Genomic DNA, 19,144 nt, shown 5'->3' with positions numbered 1-19,144 from the left:
AAGAGAACTGAGCGTTCGCCTGCGCTCGGTGTGGATCAACGCGACTTCCATGTGTGCGCGAATTCAGCTCAGCGCATCGTGGAAGTCGTTTTCGTGAACAAGCAGTAGCTTGATTCCCTGCTTTCGCAGCTGCACTGCTTTTTCTACCTTGCGTCCGTAGCACGCGTACATCCAGCAAGGATTTCCTTCAGCGCCGATGATTAGATAGTCCAGCTTTGCGGAGACTCCTGGGAGAATCCTTCCGCCCCTTTGAGAGATCAGCGCCGAGAAGTCCTTCCTCGTGTAGCGCGAAGAAGCTCCCGTGAAGGCGAATGTTCGGTCCTCGACCGAAATGTCAGGACAGACAGCGCAAAGACCCGAGATCTTTTGACCGTCCGTAATCAAAGGCGCAGTGATCGTACGATCATCGAGCTTGGCGGTGAACTCGCTGAAAAATTGCGTCAGCATTCGATGCTCATCCGCGTCGATACGTCCGTCGCGCATGACTTGCGTAACTACGCTTTCAACTTCGTCGTAAGGCCAGCACGACTTCAAGTAGTCATGCTCGTCCAACCAAAGGCTCAAGCCGCGCAGTTCAGCTTCATCAATCCGAGTATCTGCAGCGATTCCGCCGAGAACCGCATGCAGGCGTTGGATGCCGGCCGCCGTAAAGTCAGAGAATTCCGAGCTCAAAAGTCGCTCGCACAGCCACTGTAGATCGTCCTTCTCTTCGGCTGTGAGCGCACCATCACCGATGGCGGTTGCCACTGCGGGAACGAGTTCATTGAAGGGATGCAGGTGCGAGAGGGGGCGATGCTCCTCAAGCCACTGGCTGAGGAATCCTAGTTCCTTCGAGTTGATCGATTGATCAATGGAGATTCCTTCTATGAGGCCCACTAGAGAGTTAACTGAGCGCTCAAGCTGCCGGGGTCCGGAAAAGTGTAGATAAGATTGATGGTCGACGTGCATCGATAGGCTCCGTTCCGCGAAGTTAGAAGATGCCCGAACGTTGACGGTGTTGGCGAACTCTTCGAACTACGGTGTCCCTGCTCCAGGAATTTCGGCGGCATTGATCCATTGCTCTCGGGGACCGGCCTTGTAGCCGTGCGGGTTGTTCATTCCGATTAACTCCCATCACGCAAGTTGTCGTCATTCAACTAGGCGGCGAAATATGCACCATCTAGTTCGGATGCCTAAGGCGGGTTGGTTCGTCGGCCATAGAACACTCGCCCTGCGAGAGGTTCTCAGCCAAGGGAGAGAGGCGCGCGCCTGAGATTGATTCTAAGGCTGGCTTCTGGTCACCTGTCACGAAGCCTGAAGGACGACGGCAAACGATATGGTTACTGACACGAAACAACTACGCCTCGTGCGTGACCGGGCGCGCGAGGTGTTTGAGGACGAGAAAGCCGCTTCGGACTGGCTTGAGTCGCCGAATCGTGCGCTTGGCGGGGATGTGCCCCAGAACATTCTTGAATCCGAGCGCGGCTTGGAGAGCGTGCTCCGCGCGCTTACCGCGATAGAGCACGGGCTTCCCCTCTAAGCACCTAAATTGGGCCGGTAGCTCACCGCGTTGGGCCCGAAGACGTGTTGAGGAAGCCCGCGCGCGTGGCGGGCTGACGGGCTACTAGGCGGCTGACCGCGCGGCCAAGCCAGCAATTTCGCGACGTGCCGGTCGCGCGTGGGAGGCAGAGATTTCTGGACCGTGAGCGCAAAGTCTTCTAGTCGACGCCGACATCATGCGGGCCGCGACGGCTTAATTGCTTTCCGGGGGGCTAACTAATTGCTTACTAGCGCAATCGGCGCACGGCAGACACAAAAAAAGAGCCCCGCGAACGGGGCTCTTTCTTGAAGCTCGCTTCGGCGAAATTACTGCGCCGGGGGCGCTTCGGCCGGAGCAGCTTCAGGGGCCGGAGCAGCTTCGGCCGGAGCAGCTTCAGGGGCCGGAGCAGCTTCGGCCGGCGCGGCGGCGGGAGCCGCAGGCTCCATCGCCGGAGCAGCTTCTTCCTTCTTGCCGCAAGCCGAAAGGATCAGAGCAGACGCAAGGCCCATGGCCAGGAACACGTTACGCATTGTTTAACTCCCAGTGAATGTCGAATGTCGCCGCGTAACGCATCAGACGCGGACGGCCGAAAATTATCCAGCTTTTTGCGCACTGCACAAGTGCAAACCCCGCGGCAAGCGTATGGCGTAGACGCCATGTATTCAAGTTGTTTTGCGTCGTGCTCTCGGATGCGCCGCATCGTAGACGCTGGCGAGGCGCTGAAAATCGACGTGCGTGTAGACCTGCGTGGTGGCCAGGCGAGCATGACCCAGCAGCTCCTGCACGGCTCTGAGGTCAGCGCTTTCTTCGAGAAGATGCGTGGCGAACGAATGGCGCATCCGATGGGGATGCAGCACGGTCTCGAGGCCGGAACGACGCGCCCAGTAGTGCAGGCGATGCGCCAGCGTACTCGCGGAAAGCCGGGCGCCGTTGCTGCCCACGAACAGCGCCCGCTCTTCGGTTTCCGCAAGATTGGCGCGCACCCGCAGCCATTCGGCGATTGCCTCGCGCGCGGGTCGGCCTACCGGGACCAGGCGCTCCTTGTTGCCCTTGCCGGTGACCCGGACCTCGGAGCCGTCGGTGCTGAAGTCCGTGTGCGACAGGTTCAGCAGCTCGGCCCGGCGCAGGCCCGACGAGTAGAGCAGTTCGAGAATCGCGCGATCACGCCGTGCTTCGACGCTGTCTTCGACCGCGGGCGCTTCGACGGCGATGCGCGCCTGTTCGCGGGTCAGCGTCTTGGGTAGCGCCCGGGCCTTCTTCGGTGCGCGAACATCGGTCGCCGGGTTGTGCGTCAGCCAGCCCTGTTCGATCGCGAAGCGGAACCACGAGCGCAGGCTCGAAAGATGACGCTCGAGCGTTGCCGGATCGCGGCCGTCGCGGCGCAGCCGTGCCGCGTAGCTGCGCACCACCTGGCTGTCGATGCGCGCGAGGCGGTCGATGCGCGTCGTCGCGCACCACGCCAGGAAGCTGGACAGGTCGCGCCCGCGTCCTGCGACGGTGGCGGGCGATAGTCGCCGTTCGAAGCGCAGGTGATCGAGGAAGCGCGTGAGCGCGTCCGCGAACATCGGCGCGGTCGAGGTCACGCGAGCTTGGCCCGGATGGCGGCGGAGACCAGTTCGGCGGTCATTTCCAGGAACAAGCGGCCCTGGCGAGGCTGGAATCGCTGCGGATCCTTGGAGCCGAGCACCAGCATGCCGAGGTTCTTCTCCTTTTCGAGCGGCACCACGGCTGCCGACTGCGGCGGTTCCACCGCCTTGGGGAACAGCAGCTTGGCCTGCACCGGCACCAGCGGGCCGCATTCGATCAGCTTGGTGCGGAAGAAATTGTCGAAGGAACGGGCAATCGGCCCATCCATCTCCAATTTCACCAGGCCTTCGATGTTGGTGTGCTTGAGCAGCGGACCGACGATGCCGACGAAAACCTCGTCGATGCCGAAGTCCTCGCGCATGCTGGTCTGCAGTCCCAGGATCGCGCTGGCCAGGGTCGGCGCGCGGATCAGCGAGCGGGCGAGGCGATGCACGCTGGTGGCGCGACGTTCGTTGTCGCGCGCCGTTTCCAGCAGATTGCCGAGACGATCTTCGAGCCGCTGGCTGCGCCCACGCAGGATCTCGACCTGACGCTCGATCAGCGACACGGCCGAGCCGCTGGCGTGCTGAAGCTCGAGCGTTTCGAGCAATTCGGGGAAGCGCAGCAGGAAGTCGGGATTGCCACGCAGGTACGCGGCGACTTCCTCGGCGTTCAGAGCGGGCACGGAGATCGGGGCCGCGGTTTCGGACGTCGCGCTCATGCCGGGTTCCGTCCGCCGATCCGGGCTCGCGACGATGGCCTCATTCGTTCCACTCCAGTTCTCCCGTGAAGACGGTTTGGGCCGGCCCGGTCATCAGCACCGGCTCTCCTTCGCCCTTGGATTCGATGATCAGCTCTCCGCCGCGGACCTGCACGATCACGCGCGGATCCAGCCGGCCCCACAGCTGCCCGACCGCGACGGCGGCGCAGGCGCCGCTTCCGCAGGCCAGTGTCTCGCCGGCGCCGCGCTCGAACACGCGCAGGCGCACGCGATCGCGCGAAACGATCTGCAGGAAGCCCACGTTCACGCGCTCGGGAAAATCGGGATGCGGCTCGAGCTTGGGCCCGAGCGTGCCCACGGGCGCCGTGTCGACATCCGCCACTTCCATCACCAGGTGCGGATTGCCCATGCTGACCGCGCCGAATTCAATGCGCTGGCCGTCCATGTCGAGCGCGTAGCGCGCGCGGCGCTCCGCGGCTTTGAACGGGATGTCGCGCGGCTCGAAGCGGGGCGCGCCCATGTCGACGGTGACCTGCCCGTCGTCGCGACGCTGCAGTTCCAGGATCGAGGTGCGGGTGCGCACGCGCAGCCGCGGCTTGTCCGAAAGGCCCTGGTCGGCGACGAAGCGCGCCAGGCAACGCGATCCGTTGCCGCACTGACCCACTTCCGAGCCATCCGCATTGAAGATGCGGTAGTCGAAATCCACGTCCGGCACGGAGGGAGCTTCCACGACCAGCACCTGGTCGCAGCCCACGCCGAAGCGTCGGTCGGTGAGCCGGTGCAGCAGCGCGGGGGTGGGGGCGAATCGTGCGCGCGTGGCATCGATGACGACGAAGTCGTTGCCGGTGCCGTGCATCTTGGTGAACCGCAGTTGCATGCTGGAGGTGCGATCCGGAGCGTGGATAAGGCCGCTGGGCGACTGTTACATTCTATTGTCTTTCATGCAGTCCCACCATCACGAAGCGGGTCGATCCGATGAGCCAGCAAGAGCTGCGAGAGCATCGCGGCGGATGTCATTGCGGTGCCGTGCGCTTTCGATTCCGGGCGCCCACGAAGGTGCTCGTGCAGCGCTGCAACTGCTCGATGTGCTCGATGACGGGCTTCGAGCACCTGATCGTTCCGGGCTCGCAGTTCTCGCTGCTGACCGACCCGGCCGCGCTGGCGACGTACACGTTCAACACGGGCGTGGCGAAGCACCTGTTCTGCCGCACCTGCGGCATCAAGAGCTACTACGTGCCGCGCTCGAATCCCGACGGCTTCTCGATCAGCCTGCGCTGCGTCGATCGAAGCTCGTTCGAAGAGATCGAATACGAGGATTTCGACGGGCAGAACTGGGAGCAGCACGGCGCCGCGCTCGCCCACCTCTCGAAGGCGTGAGGCGCGGAGCCCGCTCCCTCAACGGGCCGTCCAGGCCCCGTCGATCTGCAGGGCGCTGCCGCTGACCGACGCCCCGGCCGGCGAGCACAGGAACAGCACGAGATCCGACAGCTCCTGGATCTCGACGAAGCGCTTGTTCGGTTGCGCTGCAAGAATGATGTCGCGGATGACCTCGGCCTCCGGCTTGCCGTGCGCCTTGGCCTGGTCACGGATCTGGTTGTCGACCAGCGGCGTTCGCACATAGCCCGGGCAGATGGCCACGCAGGTGATGCCGGTTTCCGCCACCTCGAGCGCCACCGTCTTGGTCAGGCCGACCACGCCGTGCTTGGCTGCGACGTACGCCGCCTTGAACGGCGACGCGACCAGGCCGTGCGCCGACGCGATGTTGATGATGCGGCCCCAGTTGCGGCGCTTCATGCCGGGCAGCGCGGCGCGGATCGTGTAGAAATTCGAAGACAGGTTGATCGCCAGGATCTGTTCCCACTTCTCCACCGGGAACGCCTCCACCGGCGAGACGTGCTGGATTCCGGCGTTGTTGACCAGAACGTCGATCGAACCGAACCGGCTCTCGGCTTCCTCGACCATCCGCGTGATCTCGTCGGGCCGCGTCATGTCCGCCGCCGAATACGTGACCTGGACGCCGGTGCGCTGGGCCAGCCCGGCGCGCAGCGTCTCGATCTGCTGCGCATCGCCGAAGCCGTTGAGCACGACATTGAGGCCGGCCTCGGCCAGGCCCGAGGCGATGCCCAGCCCGATGCCGCTGGTGGAGCCGGTGACGAGCGCGGTTTTTCCTTTCAGCACGACACGTATTCCTTGAAGTTCAATCGTAGATCGGCGTCGACTTCTGGAAGATGATCCAGATCAGCGCGCCGACGGAGGTGATGCCGGCAGCCAGCACGAACACCGACACGTAGGAGCCGGTGGTGTCGAGCAGCCAGCCGGATACGGCCACGCCGATGACGCCGGGGATGGTGCCGGCCGTGTTGGTGATGCCCATCAGGATGTCGGCGTGCTTGGGCGCGATCTCGAGATGGTTGGGCGCATAGCCGGCCCAGGTGAAACCCAGCGCGCCGAGCGCGCCGCAGACCAGCAGCACGGCCTCGGTCGGCGAGCTCGCGTTCAAGGTCAGCAGCAGGAAGCCGGATGATCCGAGCAGTCCGATGCACTGCATGATCTTGCGCGTCAGCGATGCCGATGCGCCGTGACCGACCATTCGATCCGCGATCCAGGCGGAGACGTTGGCCATCACGAACATGCTCAGCCAGGGCGCGGACGCCGCCAGCCCTGCCTTGGCCAGAGTGAAGTGCTGCACGTCGCGGAAGTAGCTCGGCAGCCAGGACAGCAGCACGTACAGGATCCAGTTGCTGCAGAAGTGGTTGATCACCAGCGCCCAGAACGCGGTCGAGCGCACCAGCTTGCCGACCGGCAGCGGCGTGCGCTGCTCGTTCTTGATGTCGATGTTGGCCGCGATCTCGCTGCGCTCGGCCTCCGAGACGCCCACGTGCTGCGCCGGTGAATCGCGCACGATCCAGTACCAGAACACCGCCAGCACCAGACCGGCGATGCCGAAGGCGTAGAACACGCTCTCCCAGCCGTACGCGGCCACGAGGTAGCCCGAGATCGCCAGTCCCAGCACCGTCCCCATCGGGATGCCGCCCAGCGTGAAGGCGATCGCGCGCGCGCGTTCCGCGCGCGGAATCCACTTGCTGTACAGGTTGTAGGTCGCTGGAAAGGTCGCCGCCTCGCCCATGCCCATCACGATGCGCGCCAGGATCAGCGCGCCGAATCCGGCCATGGCCGCGAACGGCGTGAACAGCGTGAACGCCGACCACAGGATCAGCGCCGCGCCGAGCGTCCAGCGGCCGCCGACGCGGTTGGCGAGCCAGCCCGACGGGATCTGGCCGAGCATGTAACCGATGAAGAAGGACGACATCACGAAGCCCTTGTCGGTCTGCGACCAGCCGAAGTGCTCCGCCATCGGGATGATCGCGATCGAGATGTTGACGCGATCGATGTAGCAGACGAAGGCGGCCGCGAAGCACATCAGGACCAGCACGTGACGCTTGCCGAAACCGCCCATCTCGAGTCCCCCTGGATTTCTCATGGCCCGGGCACGAGGCGCCGGGCCCGAGAAGTGTACGCAGCCCCGGTAGCCCGGACGAAGTCCGGGATGCACGAGCCATCCGGAGCGGAACTCGCTTTGCGGAGTCGCGCACCCCGGACTTCGTCCCGGCTACGGTGGGTGCTCACCCCGGCGCGACGCGCGTACGATGCCGTCCCTTATTCGTTGCCCGACCCTGCGATGAGCTACGAGATCCACATGTTCAGCGCCGTGGCGCAGGCCGCCACGGTGGCGGACGTCCCGGCAGGCGAGCATCACCCGATGCTGATCTTCCTGCGCCAGAACCCGGACCAGGGTCACGATCTGGCGGCGGCGGCGGAAGTCGCACGCGGCCTGGGATGGGTCGACGTGGACATCACGCGCGCCGGTACCTTGCCGGGCGATGCGGGCGAGTCGATGGACGAGCAGGTGCTGCTGGCCTACCGCAGCGCGGTCGACAACGGCGCCGGCCTGCGCGTCTTTCCCGCGGCGGTCAGACCGGCGCCACGCAAGGCCTGAACGACCCTGCGCGGCGCCTGTGTCGCGCCGACGCTAGGACTTGTCGCGCAGTGCCTCGACGTCCGCCCGCCGCAGACCCGCACCCTTGCCCTTGAGCTTGCGCGAGTACTGCTGCTCGATCTTGTACATCTCGTCGGCCAGCGGCGTGTCGTAGTGGTACTTCACCCAGGTCTCATCGAGGTCACGGAATTTTTCCGAGGCCAGCGCCGGCGTGAAGGCCTTCACCCGTGCGTTGAACTCGGCGTTGGTCAGCGGCCCTTGCGACGTGCGGTAGCGATCGACCTTCTTGGGGAGGGTGCTGACGCCGGGGCGCATGCCGCCGACGGTGCCCACGTAGTCGTCCTTGCCCAGCAGCGCGTACTGGAACGGCGTGTAGACACGTCGCGCCTGGTTGCCGTGCAGCATCATGAAGTACTCCTGCACCTGCGATGAGGGCAGGGTCAGGGGCACCAGCATCGCGCCGAGCACTTCATTGGAGTACTCGTCGTTGAGCAGGCCGCGGAAGCGGTTCGCGCGCTCGTCGATCATCATCCAGTCGTCGATCTCGTAGCAGCCCGCGAAATGGGCGATGTCCTTGATGATCGAGTAATACACCAGCGCGCCGGCATCCAGCAGCTGGTCGCGCGTGAACGTGGCGAGGCGCCGCCACAGCTTGGTGTTGGCCTCGCGCATCTTCTCGGCCAGATCCTCGAAGGTCTTGATCAGCTCCTCGCGACTGCCCATGCCGACCGGCACGTGGGTCTCCGTCAGCGGGTCCGAGGTGTACAGCCCGATGCCGCAGATGTTCTCGGCCTTGTAGTCGGGCTTGGCCTCGAAGCTGCCCCAGTCGTCGACCAGATAGAAGTGCGTGTCCTTCACCGAGGTGGTGACGGTCAGGCAGTTGTACGGGATGTCGTCGGCGACGCCATCCAGCCACGGGTAGTCGCTCTGCGACAGGTCGTAGAAGTTGCGTACCAGCATCTCGACGTTGTCGGCCATCTTGTACGGGCCGTGCGCGGTCATCGAGACGCGGCACTCGCAGGACGCAAGGAACCCGTACTGCGCGGTGGCCGCCATGAACTTCCCGGCAGCCGTGTGCAGGGCATCGCCGCCCTCGCAGGGGTACTGGTCGGCGTGGAACACCTGCAGCTTGCGTTCGGGGTAGATCTGGCAGCGGTGATTCGCTTCGCGGGCGCTGATATGGCCTTCGTTGCGGCGCCAGGACAGCGAATAGCGCTTCCAGAAGTCGAGCACATAGGCCACGTCTTCCAGCCCGTCCTGCGGCCGGATCATGCCCATGTTGATCAGGTGCTCGCGGCCCAGCAGATAGAAGTTGGGCAGGCACCAGCCGGTTCCGATCGTCTCGATCTTGGTGGTGGCGTTGCGCACGCGGTCTGCGATGCGCTCGGCCGGCATGTGCTTTTCGATCTTCCGAAGCAGCGTCGGCCAGCGGTAGAACGCGTTGAGGTAGGACAGCAGGATGTAGGCCGAAACCGGGAAGAGCTTGGATTCCTGCACCGTGCGCGTCACGCACAGCCAGTAGGTTTCTTCACCGTGGTTCTGCAGCAGGTTGTTGGTTTCCAGCAGCTGGGCGTAGCTGAATTCTTTGCTCATGGGTTCACTTCTTGACGTGCTTCCAGATGCGCACCGAACCGTCTTCGCCGCGCTGGTACATCTCGCCGGTCTTGGCCGGGCCGGAGCTTTCGAGTTCCACGGTGTCGCCCTCGTGGATGCCGCTGATGCGCGCGTTCATCAGGCAGGGGATGCCGTACTCGCGGGTCAGGATGCCGAGGTGCGAGCGGATCGTGCCGCCGGCGCAGATCACGCCCTTGAACTTCTCGAGGATCGGCGCCGTGAGCGTGCCGCCGCTGTCGTCGATGATGGCGATGGTGTTGTCGGGTACGCCCTCGTTGAGGCAGCGCAGCACGTTGTCGTTGTTGCGGAAGTAGCGCGCGACGCCGATCGTGTTCTTCGCGTTCTGCATCACGTTGTCGCCCTGGCCGCGGACCTCGCGGCCCTGAGCGTCGGCGGCCTCGACCTTGGCGTCCGGGTGTTCGAACGAGAACGTCGCCGGATCCTCGCTGCCGTCCACCGCCTTGTACGCTTCCGGCCGTTCGCGCTGCGAGATCATCGCGGACACGGTGAACCGGTGGCCTGTCGCCAGCAGCCGGGCCTCGATGGCCTCGATGTCCTTGGCGGTGATCAGTTCCTGCGCCTTGCCGAACACGAAGTCGTTCCAGTGACCGCCGGCCTCGTCGAACTTGCGACGGACCAGGTCCTTCAAAGCGCTGTGATAGGCGTCGACGATCGGCGGGCCTTCGCCGTCCGAGAACTTGTCGGTATCCACGAACAATCTGGCCATCGATTCTCCTCGCTGGTGATCCGTTGTCCCTCGCGGCGCGTCGTCGAAGTCGCGAGGTCGGTATAGTTCTACGGGATTGTAGAACAATGTTCGCGACGTTCCAGACATGCCGCCCATGACGCCCGATTCCGACCGCTTGGCCGAGCGCATCGCGTTCGAAGGTGCCATCAATTTCCGCGACTTCGGCGGTGTGCCGACGCGCGACGGGGGTCGCGTCGCGCGCGGTCGCCTGTATCGGTCCGATGCGCTGTGGCAGTTCACGGATGCCGATCTGCAGCGCTTCGGGGCGCTGGGCATCCGCACCGTCTGCGACTTCCGTGCCGACCATGAGCGCGAGCGCTGGCCCAACCGGCTGCCGGCGGTCTCGCCGCCGCGCAATCTCGGTCTCGGGTTCACGCCGCAGGGCACCCAGGAAGCCTGGGCTGCGGTGAACAGGGGAGAACTGCTGGCCGAGGGCGTGCGCGCCTACATGCGCGAGCACTATCGCGCGATCGCCACCGTCCACGCGGATTTCTACGCACGGATGTTCCAGGCGATGCTCGAGCCGGACGCGCTGCCTTTCCTCGTCCATTGCGCCAGCGGCAAGGACCGCACGGGCTTTGCGGCCGCGATCATCCTGTTGAGCCTGGGCGTGCCACGCGAAGCGGTCATCGCCGACTACGTCATCAGCGATCGCAATCGGCGCGAGCTCTGGCACCTGTTCCACCGCGACGTCGATCCCGGCGCCTATGACGCGGTCGGCGCCGCGGCGCCCGAATATCTGGGAGGCGCACTGGACGCGATCGACTCCGGCTGGGGCGGCGAAGACCGTTACCTGCGCGAGGCTCTGGGCCTGACCGATGCGGACCGCCGGCGGCTGGCGGAGCTGCTGCTGGAATAGCGGGGTACGGCGCGGACGAATCCGCCGGCGCGTGCGCCGCGTAATCAGCGCGGTATAACGTTGACTGCCATGACCTCTCTCGAAGCCTTTCTCTATTCGGTCGCGATCGTCTTCGCGGCCAAGACCTTCGCCTGGGTCGTGCAATTGCGGACGCGCAACGGCGGCCTGGTGGATTCGGTGTGGGCCGTGACGCTGGGCGGACTCGCAGGCTTCTATGCCGTGGTCGGCGATGCCCCGCTGGTTCTGCGATGGGCTGTCGGCGCCATGGGCGGCGTCTGGGGACTGCGCCTGGGTGTGCACCTGTTCCTGCGCAACTGGGGCAAGCCGGAAGACTGGCGCTACGCGAAGTTCCGCAAGGACTGGGGCGCGCACGCCGACCGCAACATGTTCTGGTTCTTCCAGTTCCAGAATCTGTTCACGCTGATGCTTTCGGCCAGCGCGTTCCTGCCGCTGGTGTTCCGCGACGATGCGCCGCCAGTGGCCTGCTACATGGCCGCGATCGCCATCTGGGTCACCTCGGTGGTGGGCGAGGGGATTGCCGATGCGCAGCTCGAGCGCTTCCGCGCCGATCCGGCCAACAAGGGCGAGGTCTGCCGCGTCGGGTTGTGGCGCTGGTCGCGCCACCCCAACTACTTCTTTGAATGCCTGCACTGGTTCGCCTACGTCGTGCTCGCCTGGGGCATGCCGTGGGGCTGGGTGACGCTCGGTGCGCCGCTGGTGATGGCCTTCCTTCTGATGAAAATGTCCGGCGTGCCGCTGATGGAAGCCGAGATGATCCGGCGCAAGCCGGGATACGCCGAATACGTGCGCCAGACGTCCGCCCTCATTCCCCTTCCGCCGCGGGCCTGACGCCGCCTGGACCTGCTTGTCTTCCCATGTCTCTGATCGATCTCTGCGAGCGCGGCTTCATTCCCGACCGGCTGACGCGTGCCGGAATGCGGGCCCTGATGGCCAAGCGCCTGGTCGACGAGGCGGCCGACGACGGCGAATTCCGTTCCAAGCGCTTCAACGAATTCCTCGAGGAGCTGCGCAACAGCCCGATCGCCATCGACACGCCGCTGGCCAACGAGCAGCACTACGAGGTGCCGGCCGAATTCTTCCATCTGCACCTCGGACCCAAGCTCAAGTACTCGTGCTGCCTGTACCCGGTCGGCAACGAGTCGCTGGAGTCGGCCGAGGACCTGATGCTCACGCACTACCTCGAACGCCTGGGCGTGGGCGAGGACATGCGCGTGCTGGACCTGGGCTGCGGCTGGGGTTCGGTCTCGCTGTGGCTGGCGGAGAAGTTCACGCGCACGCAGGTCGTCGGCCTGTCCAATTCGCATGGCCAGCGCGAATTCATCATGGCGCGTGCCCGCGAGCGCGGCATCGAGAACCTGACGATCCTCACCGGCAACATCGCGGAGTTCGAGATGCCGGCGGACGTGCTCGGTCGCGGCTTCGACCGCGTGATCTCGATCGAGATGTTCGAGCACATGAAGAACTATGGCCTGCTGCTCAACAAGATCAGCGGCTGGATGAAGCCTCAGGCGCGGCTCTTCGTGCATATCTTCGTGCACAAGTTGCTGGCCTATCACTTCGAGGACAAGCGCCAGGACGACTGGATGACGCGTTACTTCTTCCGCGGCGGCACGATGCCTTCGGAGAACCTGCTGCTGAATTTCCAGGACGACCTGAAGGTCATCAAGCAGTGGTGGATCGGCGGCCAGCATTACGAGAAGACGGCCAATCACTGGCTCGCGCGGATGGACGCCGCCAGGCAGCCGATCATGGAAGTCTTCCGCAAGTCCTACGGCGAGAAGGACGCGGCGATCTGGTTCCAGCGCTGGCGCATGTTCTACATGGCGGTTGCGGAGCTGTTCGGTTACGCGGACGGCAACGAATGGGGCGTCGGTCACTATCTGTTCGAGAAGCGCCGATCTTGATGCGGGTGCAGCCGGCGGACCGCGGTCCGTTCGTCTGCATCATCCGCCTGCCCGAGCCGGCGATCCGCGCGCCGGAGTGCGGCGGCAGATACGATGTCCCACCTGTTCACGCCTCCCTCCGGATGCCTGCGATGACACGCGCCCTGCTTCTGGCCAGCCTGCTGGCTTTTGCTCCGCTGGTGACGCAGGCGGCCGACATCACGGCACGTTTCTACGGTCATGCCTACGACCTGAAGACCAACCGCTACCTCTACACGGAGGTGCACGAGCAGAAACTCTCGGGCGACAAGTGGCTGGGCGGCTCGATCAAGTATTTCGGTCCGGATGGCGTGCTGCTCGGCGAGAAGAAGCTGGATTTCTCCGTCAGTCCGTTCGTTCCGACCTACGACTACAAGCTTCCGGCACTGCAGTACGAGGAAGCGATCGTCAGCGTCGGCGCCGACGAGATCGCGATGTCGAAGTCCAATCACGGCAAGCAGAAGACGGCGACCGTGCCGAACAAGGAGCCGATCGCCGCCGACTCCGGCTTCCATACCTTCCTGCGGACCCACTTCAAGGAATTGCTCGACGGCAAGACCGTACCCTTCACGTTCGTCGCCGCCGGCAACCTCGACAGCTACAAGTTCCGCGCGAAGCGCATCGAAGACACGACGTTCGAGGGCAAGAAGGCCGTGCGCTTCCTGGTGGAAGCCAATTCGCTGCTGCGCATCGTGGCGCCGAATCTCGAGGTCACCTACGACCCGGAGCAGGAGCGCTTGCTCGAATATCGTGGTCCTTCCAATGTCATCGACCCGGTGACCGACAAGGTGTACGAGGCGCGGATCATCTACCCCGCGCAGCCGCCGGCCGATGCTCCCAAGAACCTGCCGCCGCTAGGATGAGCCCCATGCTGCGCCGCTTCCTGATCCTCGCTTGTTTCCTTGGAGTCACCGTTCCGGCTTTGGCCGCGCGCCCCCAGCCACCGCCGCAGGCTGCCGCGCCGGTAGTGGAACCTGTACTGAAGGCCACGCTGGAAAAAGCAGCGAAGCGCCGCCTGCCGACGCTGGTCGAGTTCCGCGCGCCCTGGTGCTACTCCTGCTATTACATGGCTCGCCACGTCCACATCGGCATCGAGTGGGACGAACTCAAGCGCCGCGCGCTGGTGGCGGAGGTCGATGCCGACAGCCCGCAGGGCGCTGCGCAGATGCAGGCCTGGAATCTCAAGCCGCTGCCGGCCTATGTCGTGCTCGATGCAGAGGGACGCGAGATCGGTCGCATCCTCGGCGAGCAGACGCGCGAGGCCTTCTACGCGCAGATGGAAACCCTGCTGGCGCCGGGCGCTCGGCTCGACGACCTGCGAGTCACGGCCAGTGCGGGCGGCAAGAAGGGTCGTGATGCCGCGGACGCAGCGCTCAAGGCGTTCTACGCGCGCGACGCTGCCGAGGAAGGTCTGCGCTGGTTCTATGATCTTCCGGGTCGCGTGCGTCGCGCCTACGAGCCGGACGAGGGCCTCAACGACCAGCTCGCGCGGCTGCGCCTGATGGAAGCCGCGCAGGGCGCTGCTCCCGAGGTTTGCGCGTCGGTGGCGCCAGCCGTATTCGCCAAGGCAGGCTGCGAACTTCCATACGTCGTCCAGCGCTACCAGGCCTGTGTCGGCGAACCCGAGGCGCCGGACTCGTTGCTGCGCGGCCAACGCGGTCCCCTCGAGAGTCTGGTCGAGACGCAGGTGTTCGGCGACGGACCGCGTTGCGCCGACGAGCGCAGCGCCGTGCTGGTGCTCGCCGACCTGCAGGGCCGGCTCGGCGAGGCACAGGCGCGCAAGCGCACGCTCGACCGCGCCATCGAGAATCTTCAGGCTCGCGTTGCGGACGACCTCGGCCGTGATCGCAGCGCCGCCGACAACCTGCGCGTCTACATCGAGATGGCGCAGCGCTGGGAGGACTACGACGCCCTGATGCCTCGATTGATCGCCACCTGGCCGGACGATTACGTCTATCCCTATCGCTTCGGGCGCAGCCTGCTCGATCGCGAGCGCCCTTCCGAAGCGCTGCCTTATCTGGAGCGGGCGGCGGCGCGTGCGTACGGGGAGAATCGCCTGCGCGTGGCCGAGCAGCGCGTGAAGGCGCTCAAGCGACTGGGTCGCGTCGACGACGCCAAGCGCGTGGCCGCCGAAGCGCTCAAAGCGAACGGGCCCTGGTTTCCGGCACAGGCGGCGGCGCTCAAGGCCCAGCTCTGATCGACTGCTGCGCCGGCGAAAGCAGGGGTGTGGCGTGCCAGGCGCCGGGTCGCGCGGGACACCGTACGGTTGCCGAATCGGCCGGAGGCCGTTGAAATAGCCGGCCCTGCGTTCCCGAAGGCCGCGTGACCATTCAACCTGAAACCACCGCACGACTCCTGATCACCTGCCCGGATCGACCCGGGATCGTGTCCGCGGTGACCACGTTCCTGTACCACCACGGGGCCAACGTCACCGAACTCGACCAGCACTCTTCGGATGCGCACGGCGGCCGGTTCTTCCTGCGCCTGGAGTTCCAGACGCCGGCGCTGGACCTGTCGTCCGAGGCGATGAGCCGCGCCTTCGGTGAGGTGGTGGGCGAGCGTTTCGCAATGGACTGGCGCATGAATTTTGCGGCCAACCGTCCGCGCATGGTCCTGCTGGTGTCCAAGCACGATCACGCGCTGCTCGAACTGCTGTGGCGCTGGTCGCGCGGCGAGTTGCGCGTCGACATCCCGCTGGTGATCTCCAACCATCCCGACCTGCGCGGCGCCGTCGAAGGCTTCGGGGTGCGCTTCGAGCACGTGCCGTTCACGCAGGACACTCAGGTGGCTGCCGAGGCCCGCATCCTCGAGCTATGCCGCGATTCGGCGGATTTCCTGGTGCTAGCGCGCTTCATGCGCATCCTGTCGCCGGACCTGGTCGCGCAGTACCCGCACCGCATCATCAACATCCACCACTCCTTCCTGCCTGCTTTCGTCGGGGCCGACCCCTACCAGCAGGCCTATGTGAAGGGCGTGAAGATCATCGGTGCCACCGCGCACTACGTGACCGCGGAGCTGGACCAGGGCCCGATCATCGAACAGGACGTCGCGCGTGTGTCGCATCGCATGTCGATCGAGGAGCTCAAGCGGCTGGGCCGCGATCTCGAGCGGCAGGTCCTGGCGCGTGCCGTTCGCTGGCAGGTCGAGGACCGGATCCTTCTCGACGGCAGCAAGACGGTCGTGTTTTCCTGATTTCGCGGTTGATCGCGACGTTCCTGCGCAGGTGCGAGGGGCGTCGCAACGAGCCTCGGCGCCGGCTTGCGAGATGTCGGTGAAGTGAGTAGCCGGGGTTCGGGCGACCCTTTTGATCAGGTCGATCCCTCATTCCTTCTTCATGTGCCTTACCGGATAGAGGTTCGGCACGTATAATTCGGATGCTAGGCGGGGCGCTCGCAAGAGCTTGGTGCTCCAACCCAGGTCCCCCGCCAGCTGTTTTTCCATCCTTTTGCAGGGGGCTTGATTTGATGAGCACGCAAAGCGTGGCCAATGCCACGGGTTCCGGTGTGGACCCAGGGCGTCGGCGGTTCCTGACGCTCGCGACCAGCGGCGTCGGCGCGGTCGGCGTCGGTTTCGTGGCCTGGCCGTTTCTCGCGTCTCTCAAGCCGAGCGAACGCGCCAAGGCTCTGGGCGCACCGGTGACGCAGGACATTTCGCTGCTCGAGCCGGGCCAGAAGCTCAACGTGGCCTGGCGCGGCAAGCCGGTCTGGATCGTCAAGCGCACGCCGGAGATGATTGCCAGCCTCGCCCAGGTCAAGGGTGAGTTGGCGGATCCCGAGAACGAGCAGCCGCAGCAGCCGGACTACATCAAGGGCGATGCGCGCGCGATCAAGCCCGAGATCCTGGTGATGATTGGTTCCTGCACCCATCTGGGCTGCTCGCCGACCTTCCGTCCGGACCATCCGGCCCCGGAGATCGCGGCGAACTGGCAGGGCGGCTTCTACTGCCCCTGCCACGGTTCCAAGTTCGACCTGTCCGGCCGCGTCTACAAGAACGTGCCCGCGCCGATCAACCTCAAGGTTCCCCCCTATCGCTTCGCGAACGACACCACGATCGTGATCGGCGAAGACCCGGTGGCGGCATAAGACAGAGAACCCGCACATGGCCATCGTTCCCAATCCGCACAAGACCACCGGCATCATGGGGTGGATCGACGACCGCTTCCCGGCAACCAAGCTGTGGAAGGACCATCTCACCGAGTACTACGCGCCGAAGAATTTCAACTTCTGGTACTACTTCGGTTCGTTGGCGCTGCTGGTGCTGGTCAACCAGCTCATCACCGGCATCTGGCTGGCGATGCACTACAAGCCGGACGCGAAGCTCGCCTTCGATTCGGTCGAATACATCATGCGAGACGTGCCCTGGGGCAACATCCTCAGGTACATGCATTCGACCGGCGCCAGCGCATTCTTCCTGGTCGTCTATCTGCACATGTTCCGCGGCCTGCTGTACGGCTCGCACAAGAAGCCGCGCGAACTGATCTGGATCTTCGGCTGCCTGATCTACCTGGTGCTGATGGCCGAGGGCTTCTGCGGCTACGTGCTGCCCTGGGGCCAGATGAGCTACTGGGGTGCCAACGTGATCTTCAATCTGTTCGGCACGATTCCTTTCATCGGGCCTGACCTGGTGATCTGGATCCAGGGCGACTACATCCCCTCCGATGCCACGCTCAGCCGCCTGTTCTCGCTGCACGTGGTGTTCCTGCCCTTCGCGCTGGTCGGTCTGGTGGTCGCCCACCTGATCGCGCTGCATGAAGTGGGCTCGAACAACCCGGACGGCGTGGACATCAAGAAGTTCAAGGACCCGGTCACGCACATCCCGCTCGACGGCATCGGCTTCCACCCGTACTACACGGTCAAGGACATCGTCGGCGTCTGCGTCTTCCTGATCCTGTTCGTCGCGGTGATCTGCTTCGCACCGGACGGTGGCGGTTACCTGCTCGAGAAGCCGAACTTCCAGGAAGCCAACCCGCTGGTCACTCCCGAGCACATCGCGCCGGCCTGGTACTTCGGTGCCTTCTACGCGATGTTGCGTGCGACGCCGTCGATGTTCAGCTCCGCGCTGCCGGGCGTGATCGTGATGTTCGGCGCCGTGCTGATCCTGTTCCTGCTGCCCTGGCTGGACAAGAACCCGGTCAAATCGATCCGCTACAAGGGCACGCTGACCAAGGTCACGACGATGGTCTTCGCGGCCGACTTCGTGATGCTGAACTACGTCGGTCTGCAGCCGCCCACGGCCCTGTTCACGCTGTTGTCGCAGATCGGCACGATCTACTACTTCGCGTATTTCATCGGCTTGATGTTCTTCCACAAGTTCGAAAAATCAAAGCCGGTTCCGGAGAGGGTCACCTCATGAAGTCCGTCTCACTGATCAGCAAGCTGGCTGTTGCCGGTCTGGCCTTCGCGGTGTCGGGTACCGCCATGGCCTCGGGCGGCCACGCACTGCCGTACTCGTACGTGGCGGACGTGGACAACCTGCCGTCGGTGCAGCGGGGAGCCTCAGCCTTCATGGGCTACTGCTCGGGCTGCCACTCGATGAAGTACCTGCGATACAGCCGCGTTGGCCAGGACCTCAAGATTCCCGAGGACCTGCTCAAGGCCAACCTGATGTTCACCAGCGACAAGGTGGGCGACCAGATCATCTCGTCGCTGTCGAAGGCCGAGGGCGCCAAGTGGTTCGGCCAAGCTCCTCCAGACCTGACGCTCGAGACGCGCGCGCGTGGCGAAGATTGGGTCTACAGCTATCTGAAGAGCTTCTACGTCGACCCGACGCGCCCGATGGGCGTGAACAACTTGGTTCTGCCGGGCGCCTCGATGCCGCACGTCCTGTGGGAAAAGCAGGGCTGGCAGAAGAAGGCGGAGGCCGAGCATCACGAGGGTGGCGAAGCCGCGCACGGTGAGAAGAAGGAAGGCGAACACGCCGAGGCGGCCGGACACGGTCACGCATCTCCATTCACGCTGGTCCAGCAGGGCACGCTCGAGCCGCGCGAGTACGACAAGTTCGTCGGGGACATCGTGAACTTCATGGCCTACGCCGCGGAGCCGGGTCGTTCGCACCGCCAGTCGCTGGGTATCAAGGCCATCGTGTATCTGCTGATCCTGCTGGGCTTCGCTTACCTGTTGAAGAAGGAATACTGGCGCGACGTGCACTGACGAACGCGCCGTCGCGGCCTGCGCACGC

20 protein-coding genes are annotated in these 19,144 nt (G+C 64.7%); 12 read left to right on the top strand and 8 right to left on the bottom strand.

Annotated features, from left to right (window positions below):
* Nucleotides 1-63 precede the first annotated feature (63 nt).
* A complete protein-coding gene (locus tag DFR24_RS17255) occupies nucleotides 64-948 on the bottom strand; it encodes a BRCT domain-containing protein (RefSeq protein WP_133882677.1) in 885 nt (294 codons plus the stop codon).
* A 367-nt stretch (nucleotides 949-1,315) separates the two neighbouring features.
* On the opposite strand from DFR24_RS17255, the gene DFR24_RS25370 reads away from it, so the two are divergent.
* The gene (locus DFR24_RS25370) at nucleotides 1,316-1,519 is read left to right on the top strand and encodes an MbcA/ParS/Xre antitoxin family protein (protein WP_133882676.1); all 204 of its coding nucleotides are present in this window, start codon (nucleotides 1,316-1,318) and stop codon (nucleotides 1,517-1,519) included.
* Nucleotides 1,520-2,181: 662 nt separating this feature from the next.
* Here the strand turns inward: DFR24_RS25370 and xerC are convergent.
* Genes xerC through dapF form a run of 3 tightly spaced genes read right to left on the bottom strand, consistent with a single transcriptional unit; the run spans nucleotide 2,182 to nucleotide 4,683 of the window.
* Nucleotides 2,182-3,102, bottom strand: coding sequence for a tyrosine recombinase XerC (gene xerC / locus DFR24_RS17240; RefSeq protein ID WP_210772540.1), 921 nt, complete (start codon nucleotides 3,100-3,102; stop codon nucleotides 2,182-2,184).
* Nucleotides 3,099-3,806: a DUF484 family protein gene (locus DFR24_RS17235; RefSeq protein WP_133882674.1), complete on the bottom strand. Its 708-nt coding sequence runs from the start codon at nucleotides 3,804-3,806 to the stop codon at nucleotides 3,099-3,101. The genes xerC and DFR24_RS17235 overlap by 4 nt, the downstream gene beginning before the upstream one ends.
* A gap of 40 nt (nucleotides 3,807-3,846) precedes the next feature.
* The gene (dapF, locus tag DFR24_RS17230; RefSeq protein ID WP_133882673.1) at nucleotides 3,847-4,683 is read right to left on the bottom strand and encodes a diaminopimelate epimerase; all 837 of its coding nucleotides are present in this window, start codon (nucleotides 4,681-4,683) and stop codon (nucleotides 3,847-3,849) included.
* Between the two features lie 98 nt (nucleotides 4,684-4,781).
* Here dapF and DFR24_RS17225 point away from each other — a divergent pair, with 98 nt between their 5' ends.
* On the top strand, nucleotides 4,782-5,183 hold the full coding sequence (locus tag DFR24_RS17225) for a GFA family protein (RefSeq protein WP_133882672.1): 402 nt from the start codon (nucleotides 4,782-4,784) through the stop codon (nucleotides 5,181-5,183).
* A gap of 18 nt (nucleotides 5,184-5,201) precedes the next feature.
* Here DFR24_RS17225 and DFR24_RS17220 read toward each other — a convergent pair whose 3' ends face one another.
* A complete protein-coding gene (locus DFR24_RS17220; RefSeq protein WP_281280188.1) occupies nucleotides 5,202-5,984 on the bottom strand; it encodes a 3-hydroxybutyrate dehydrogenase in 783 nt (260 codons plus the stop codon).
* A gap of 19 nt (nucleotides 5,985-6,003) precedes the next feature.
* On the bottom strand, nucleotides 6,004-7,287 hold the full coding sequence (locus tag DFR24_RS17215) for an ACS family MFS transporter (protein WP_133882670.1): 1,284 nt from the start codon (nucleotides 7,285-7,287) through the stop codon (nucleotides 6,004-6,006).
* Nucleotides 7,288-7,485: 198 nt separating this feature from the next.
* Between DFR24_RS17215 and DFR24_RS17210 the strand changes: the two genes are divergently transcribed.
* Nucleotides 7,486-7,803 (top strand): hypothetical protein, encoded by a 318-nt coding sequence (locus DFR24_RS17210; protein WP_133882669.1) that lies wholly within the window; start codon nucleotides 7,486-7,488, stop codon nucleotides 7,801-7,803.
* 33 nt (nucleotides 7,804-7,836) lie between these two features.
* On the opposite strand, the gene DFR24_RS17205 is transcribed toward DFR24_RS17210, so the two are convergent.
* Nucleotides 7,837-9,396 (bottom strand): hypothetical protein, encoded by a 1,560-nt coding sequence (locus DFR24_RS17205; RefSeq protein ID WP_210772539.1) that lies wholly within the window; start codon nucleotides 9,394-9,396, stop codon nucleotides 7,837-7,839.
* Nucleotides 9,397-9,400: 4 nt separating this feature from the next.
* Complete coding sequence (locus tag DFR24_RS17200) at nucleotides 9,401-10,144, bottom strand: PEP-utilizing enzyme (RefSeq protein WP_133882668.1); 744 nt, start codon at nucleotides 10,142-10,144, stop codon at nucleotides 9,401-9,403.
* A 115-nt stretch (nucleotides 10,145-10,259) separates the two neighbouring features.
* Here DFR24_RS17200 and DFR24_RS17195 point away from each other — a divergent pair, with 115 nt between their 5' ends.
* The 9 genes from DFR24_RS17195 to DFR24_RS17155 all read left to right on the top strand — a co-directional run bounded on the left by DFR24_RS17195 (nucleotide 10,260) and on the right by DFR24_RS17155 (nucleotide 19,116).
* The gene (locus DFR24_RS17195) at nucleotides 10,260-11,024 is read left to right on the top strand and encodes a tyrosine-protein phosphatase (protein WP_162851286.1); all 765 of its coding nucleotides are present in this window, start codon (nucleotides 10,260-10,262) and stop codon (nucleotides 11,022-11,024) included.
* 69 nt (nucleotides 11,025-11,093) lie between these two features.
* Complete coding sequence (locus tag DFR24_RS17190; protein WP_133882666.1) at nucleotides 11,094-11,873, top strand: DUF1295 domain-containing protein; 780 nt, start codon at nucleotides 11,094-11,096, stop codon at nucleotides 11,871-11,873.
* A 26-nt stretch (nucleotides 11,874-11,899) separates the two neighbouring features.
* On the top strand, nucleotides 11,900-12,949 hold the full coding sequence (locus DFR24_RS17185; RefSeq protein WP_133882665.1) for an SAM-dependent methyltransferase: 1,050 nt from the start codon (nucleotides 11,900-11,902) through the stop codon (nucleotides 12,947-12,949).
* Between the two features lie 131 nt (nucleotides 12,950-13,080).
* Complete coding sequence (locus tag DFR24_RS17180; protein ID WP_133882664.1) at nucleotides 13,081-13,830, top strand: hypothetical protein; 750 nt, start codon at nucleotides 13,081-13,083, stop codon at nucleotides 13,828-13,830.
* Between the two features lie 5 nt (nucleotides 13,831-13,835).
* Nucleotides 13,836-15,164: a thioredoxin domain-containing protein gene (locus DFR24_RS17175; protein WP_162851285.1), complete on the top strand. Its 1,329-nt coding sequence runs from the start codon at nucleotides 13,836-13,838 to the stop codon at nucleotides 15,162-15,164.
* A gap of 125 nt (nucleotides 15,165-15,289) precedes the next feature.
* Nucleotides 15,290-16,159 (top strand): formyltetrahydrofolate deformylase, encoded by an 870-nt coding sequence (purU, locus tag DFR24_RS17170; protein WP_210772538.1) that lies wholly within the window; start codon nucleotides 15,290-15,292, stop codon nucleotides 16,157-16,159.
* Nucleotides 16,160-16,431: 272 nt separating this feature from the next.
* Entirely contained in the window at nucleotides 16,432-17,049 is a 618-nt protein-coding gene (petA, locus tag DFR24_RS17165; protein ID WP_133882662.1) for a ubiquinol-cytochrome c reductase iron-sulfur subunit, read from the top strand.
* A 16-nt stretch (nucleotides 17,050-17,065) separates the two neighbouring features.
* Nucleotides 17,066-18,319, top strand: a complete 1,254-nt coding sequence (locus DFR24_RS17160) for a cytochrome b (RefSeq protein WP_133882661.1) — start codon at nucleotides 17,066-17,068, stop codon at nucleotides 18,317-18,319.
* Complete coding sequence (locus tag DFR24_RS17155; protein ID WP_133882660.1) at nucleotides 18,316-19,116, top strand: cytochrome c1; 801 nt, start codon at nucleotides 18,316-18,318, stop codon at nucleotides 19,114-19,116. Before DFR24_RS17160 ends, DFR24_RS17155 begins: the two co-directional genes overlap by 4 nt.
* Nucleotides 19,117-19,144: the final 28 nt, after the last annotated feature.

Origin of the sequence: Panacagrimonas perspica (assembly GCF_004364935.1) — a bacterium.
In the GTDB taxonomy this organism is placed as follows: domain Bacteria; phylum Pseudomonadota; class Gammaproteobacteria; order Nevskiales; family Nevskiaceae; genus Panacagrimonas; species Panacagrimonas perspica.
This window is presented reverse-complemented; position numbering and strand designations above follow the sequence as displayed.

What these genes read in the sequence shown, in the direction of transcription:
- DFR24_RS17255 (WP_133882677.1), bottom strand. Translation starts at nt 948, where the DNA reads ATGCACGTCGACCATCAATCTTATCTACACTTTTCCGGACCCCGGCAG.
- DFR24_RS25370 (WP_133882676.1), top strand. Translation starts at nt 1,316, where the DNA reads ATGGTTACTGACACGAAACAACTACGCCTCGTGCGTGACCGGGCGCGC.
- DFR24_RS17235 (WP_133882674.1), bottom strand. Translation starts at nt 3,806, where the DNA reads ATGAGCGCGACGTCCGAAACCGCGGCCCCGATCTCCGTGCCCGCTCTG.
- dapF (WP_133882673.1), bottom strand. Translation starts at nt 4,683, where the DNA reads ATGCAACTGCGGTTCACCAAGATGCACGGCACCGGCAACGACTTCGTC.
- DFR24_RS17225 (WP_133882672.1), top strand. Translation starts at nt 4,782, where the DNA reads ATGAGCCAGCAAGAGCTGCGAGAGCATCGCGGCGGATGTCATTGCGGT.
- DFR24_RS17215 (WP_133882670.1), bottom strand. Translation starts at nt 7,287, where the DNA reads ATGAGAAATCCAGGGGGACTCGAGATGGGCGGTTTCGGCAAGCGTCAC.
- DFR24_RS17210 (WP_133882669.1), top strand. Translation starts at nt 7,486, where the DNA reads ATGAGCTACGAGATCCACATGTTCAGCGCCGTGGCGCAGGCCGCCACG.
- DFR24_RS17205 (WP_210772539.1), bottom strand. Translation starts at nt 9,396, where the DNA reads ATGAGCAAAGAATTCAGCTACGCCCAGCTGCTGGAAACCAACAACCTG.
- DFR24_RS17200 (WP_133882668.1), bottom strand. Translation starts at nt 10,144, where the DNA reads ATGGCCAGATTGTTCGTGGATACCGACAAGTTCTCGGACGGCGAAGGC.
- DFR24_RS17195 (WP_162851286.1), top strand. Translation starts at nt 10,260, where the DNA reads ATGACGCCCGATTCCGACCGCTTGGCCGAGCGCATCGCGTTCGAAGGT.
- DFR24_RS17190 (WP_133882666.1), top strand. Translation starts at nt 11,094, where the DNA reads ATGACCTCTCTCGAAGCCTTTCTCTATTCGGTCGCGATCGTCTTCGCG.
- DFR24_RS17185 (WP_133882665.1), top strand. Translation starts at nt 11,900, where the DNA reads ATGTCTCTGATCGATCTCTGCGAGCGCGGCTTCATTCCCGACCGGCTG.
- DFR24_RS17180 (WP_133882664.1), top strand. Translation starts at nt 13,081, where the DNA reads ATGACACGCGCCCTGCTTCTGGCCAGCCTGCTGGCTTTTGCTCCGCTG.
- DFR24_RS17175 (WP_162851285.1), top strand. Translation starts at nt 13,836, where the DNA reads ATGCTGCGCCGCTTCCTGATCCTCGCTTGTTTCCTTGGAGTCACCGTT.
- petA (WP_133882662.1), top strand. Translation starts at nt 16,432, where the DNA reads ATGAGCACGCAAAGCGTGGCCAATGCCACGGGTTCCGGTGTGGACCCA.
- DFR24_RS17160 (WP_133882661.1), top strand. Translation starts at nt 17,066, where the DNA reads ATGGCCATCGTTCCCAATCCGCACAAGACCACCGGCATCATGGGGTGG.
- DFR24_RS17155 (WP_133882660.1), top strand. Translation starts at nt 18,316, where the DNA reads ATGAAGTCCGTCTCACTGATCAGCAAGCTGGCTGTTGCCGGTCTGGCC.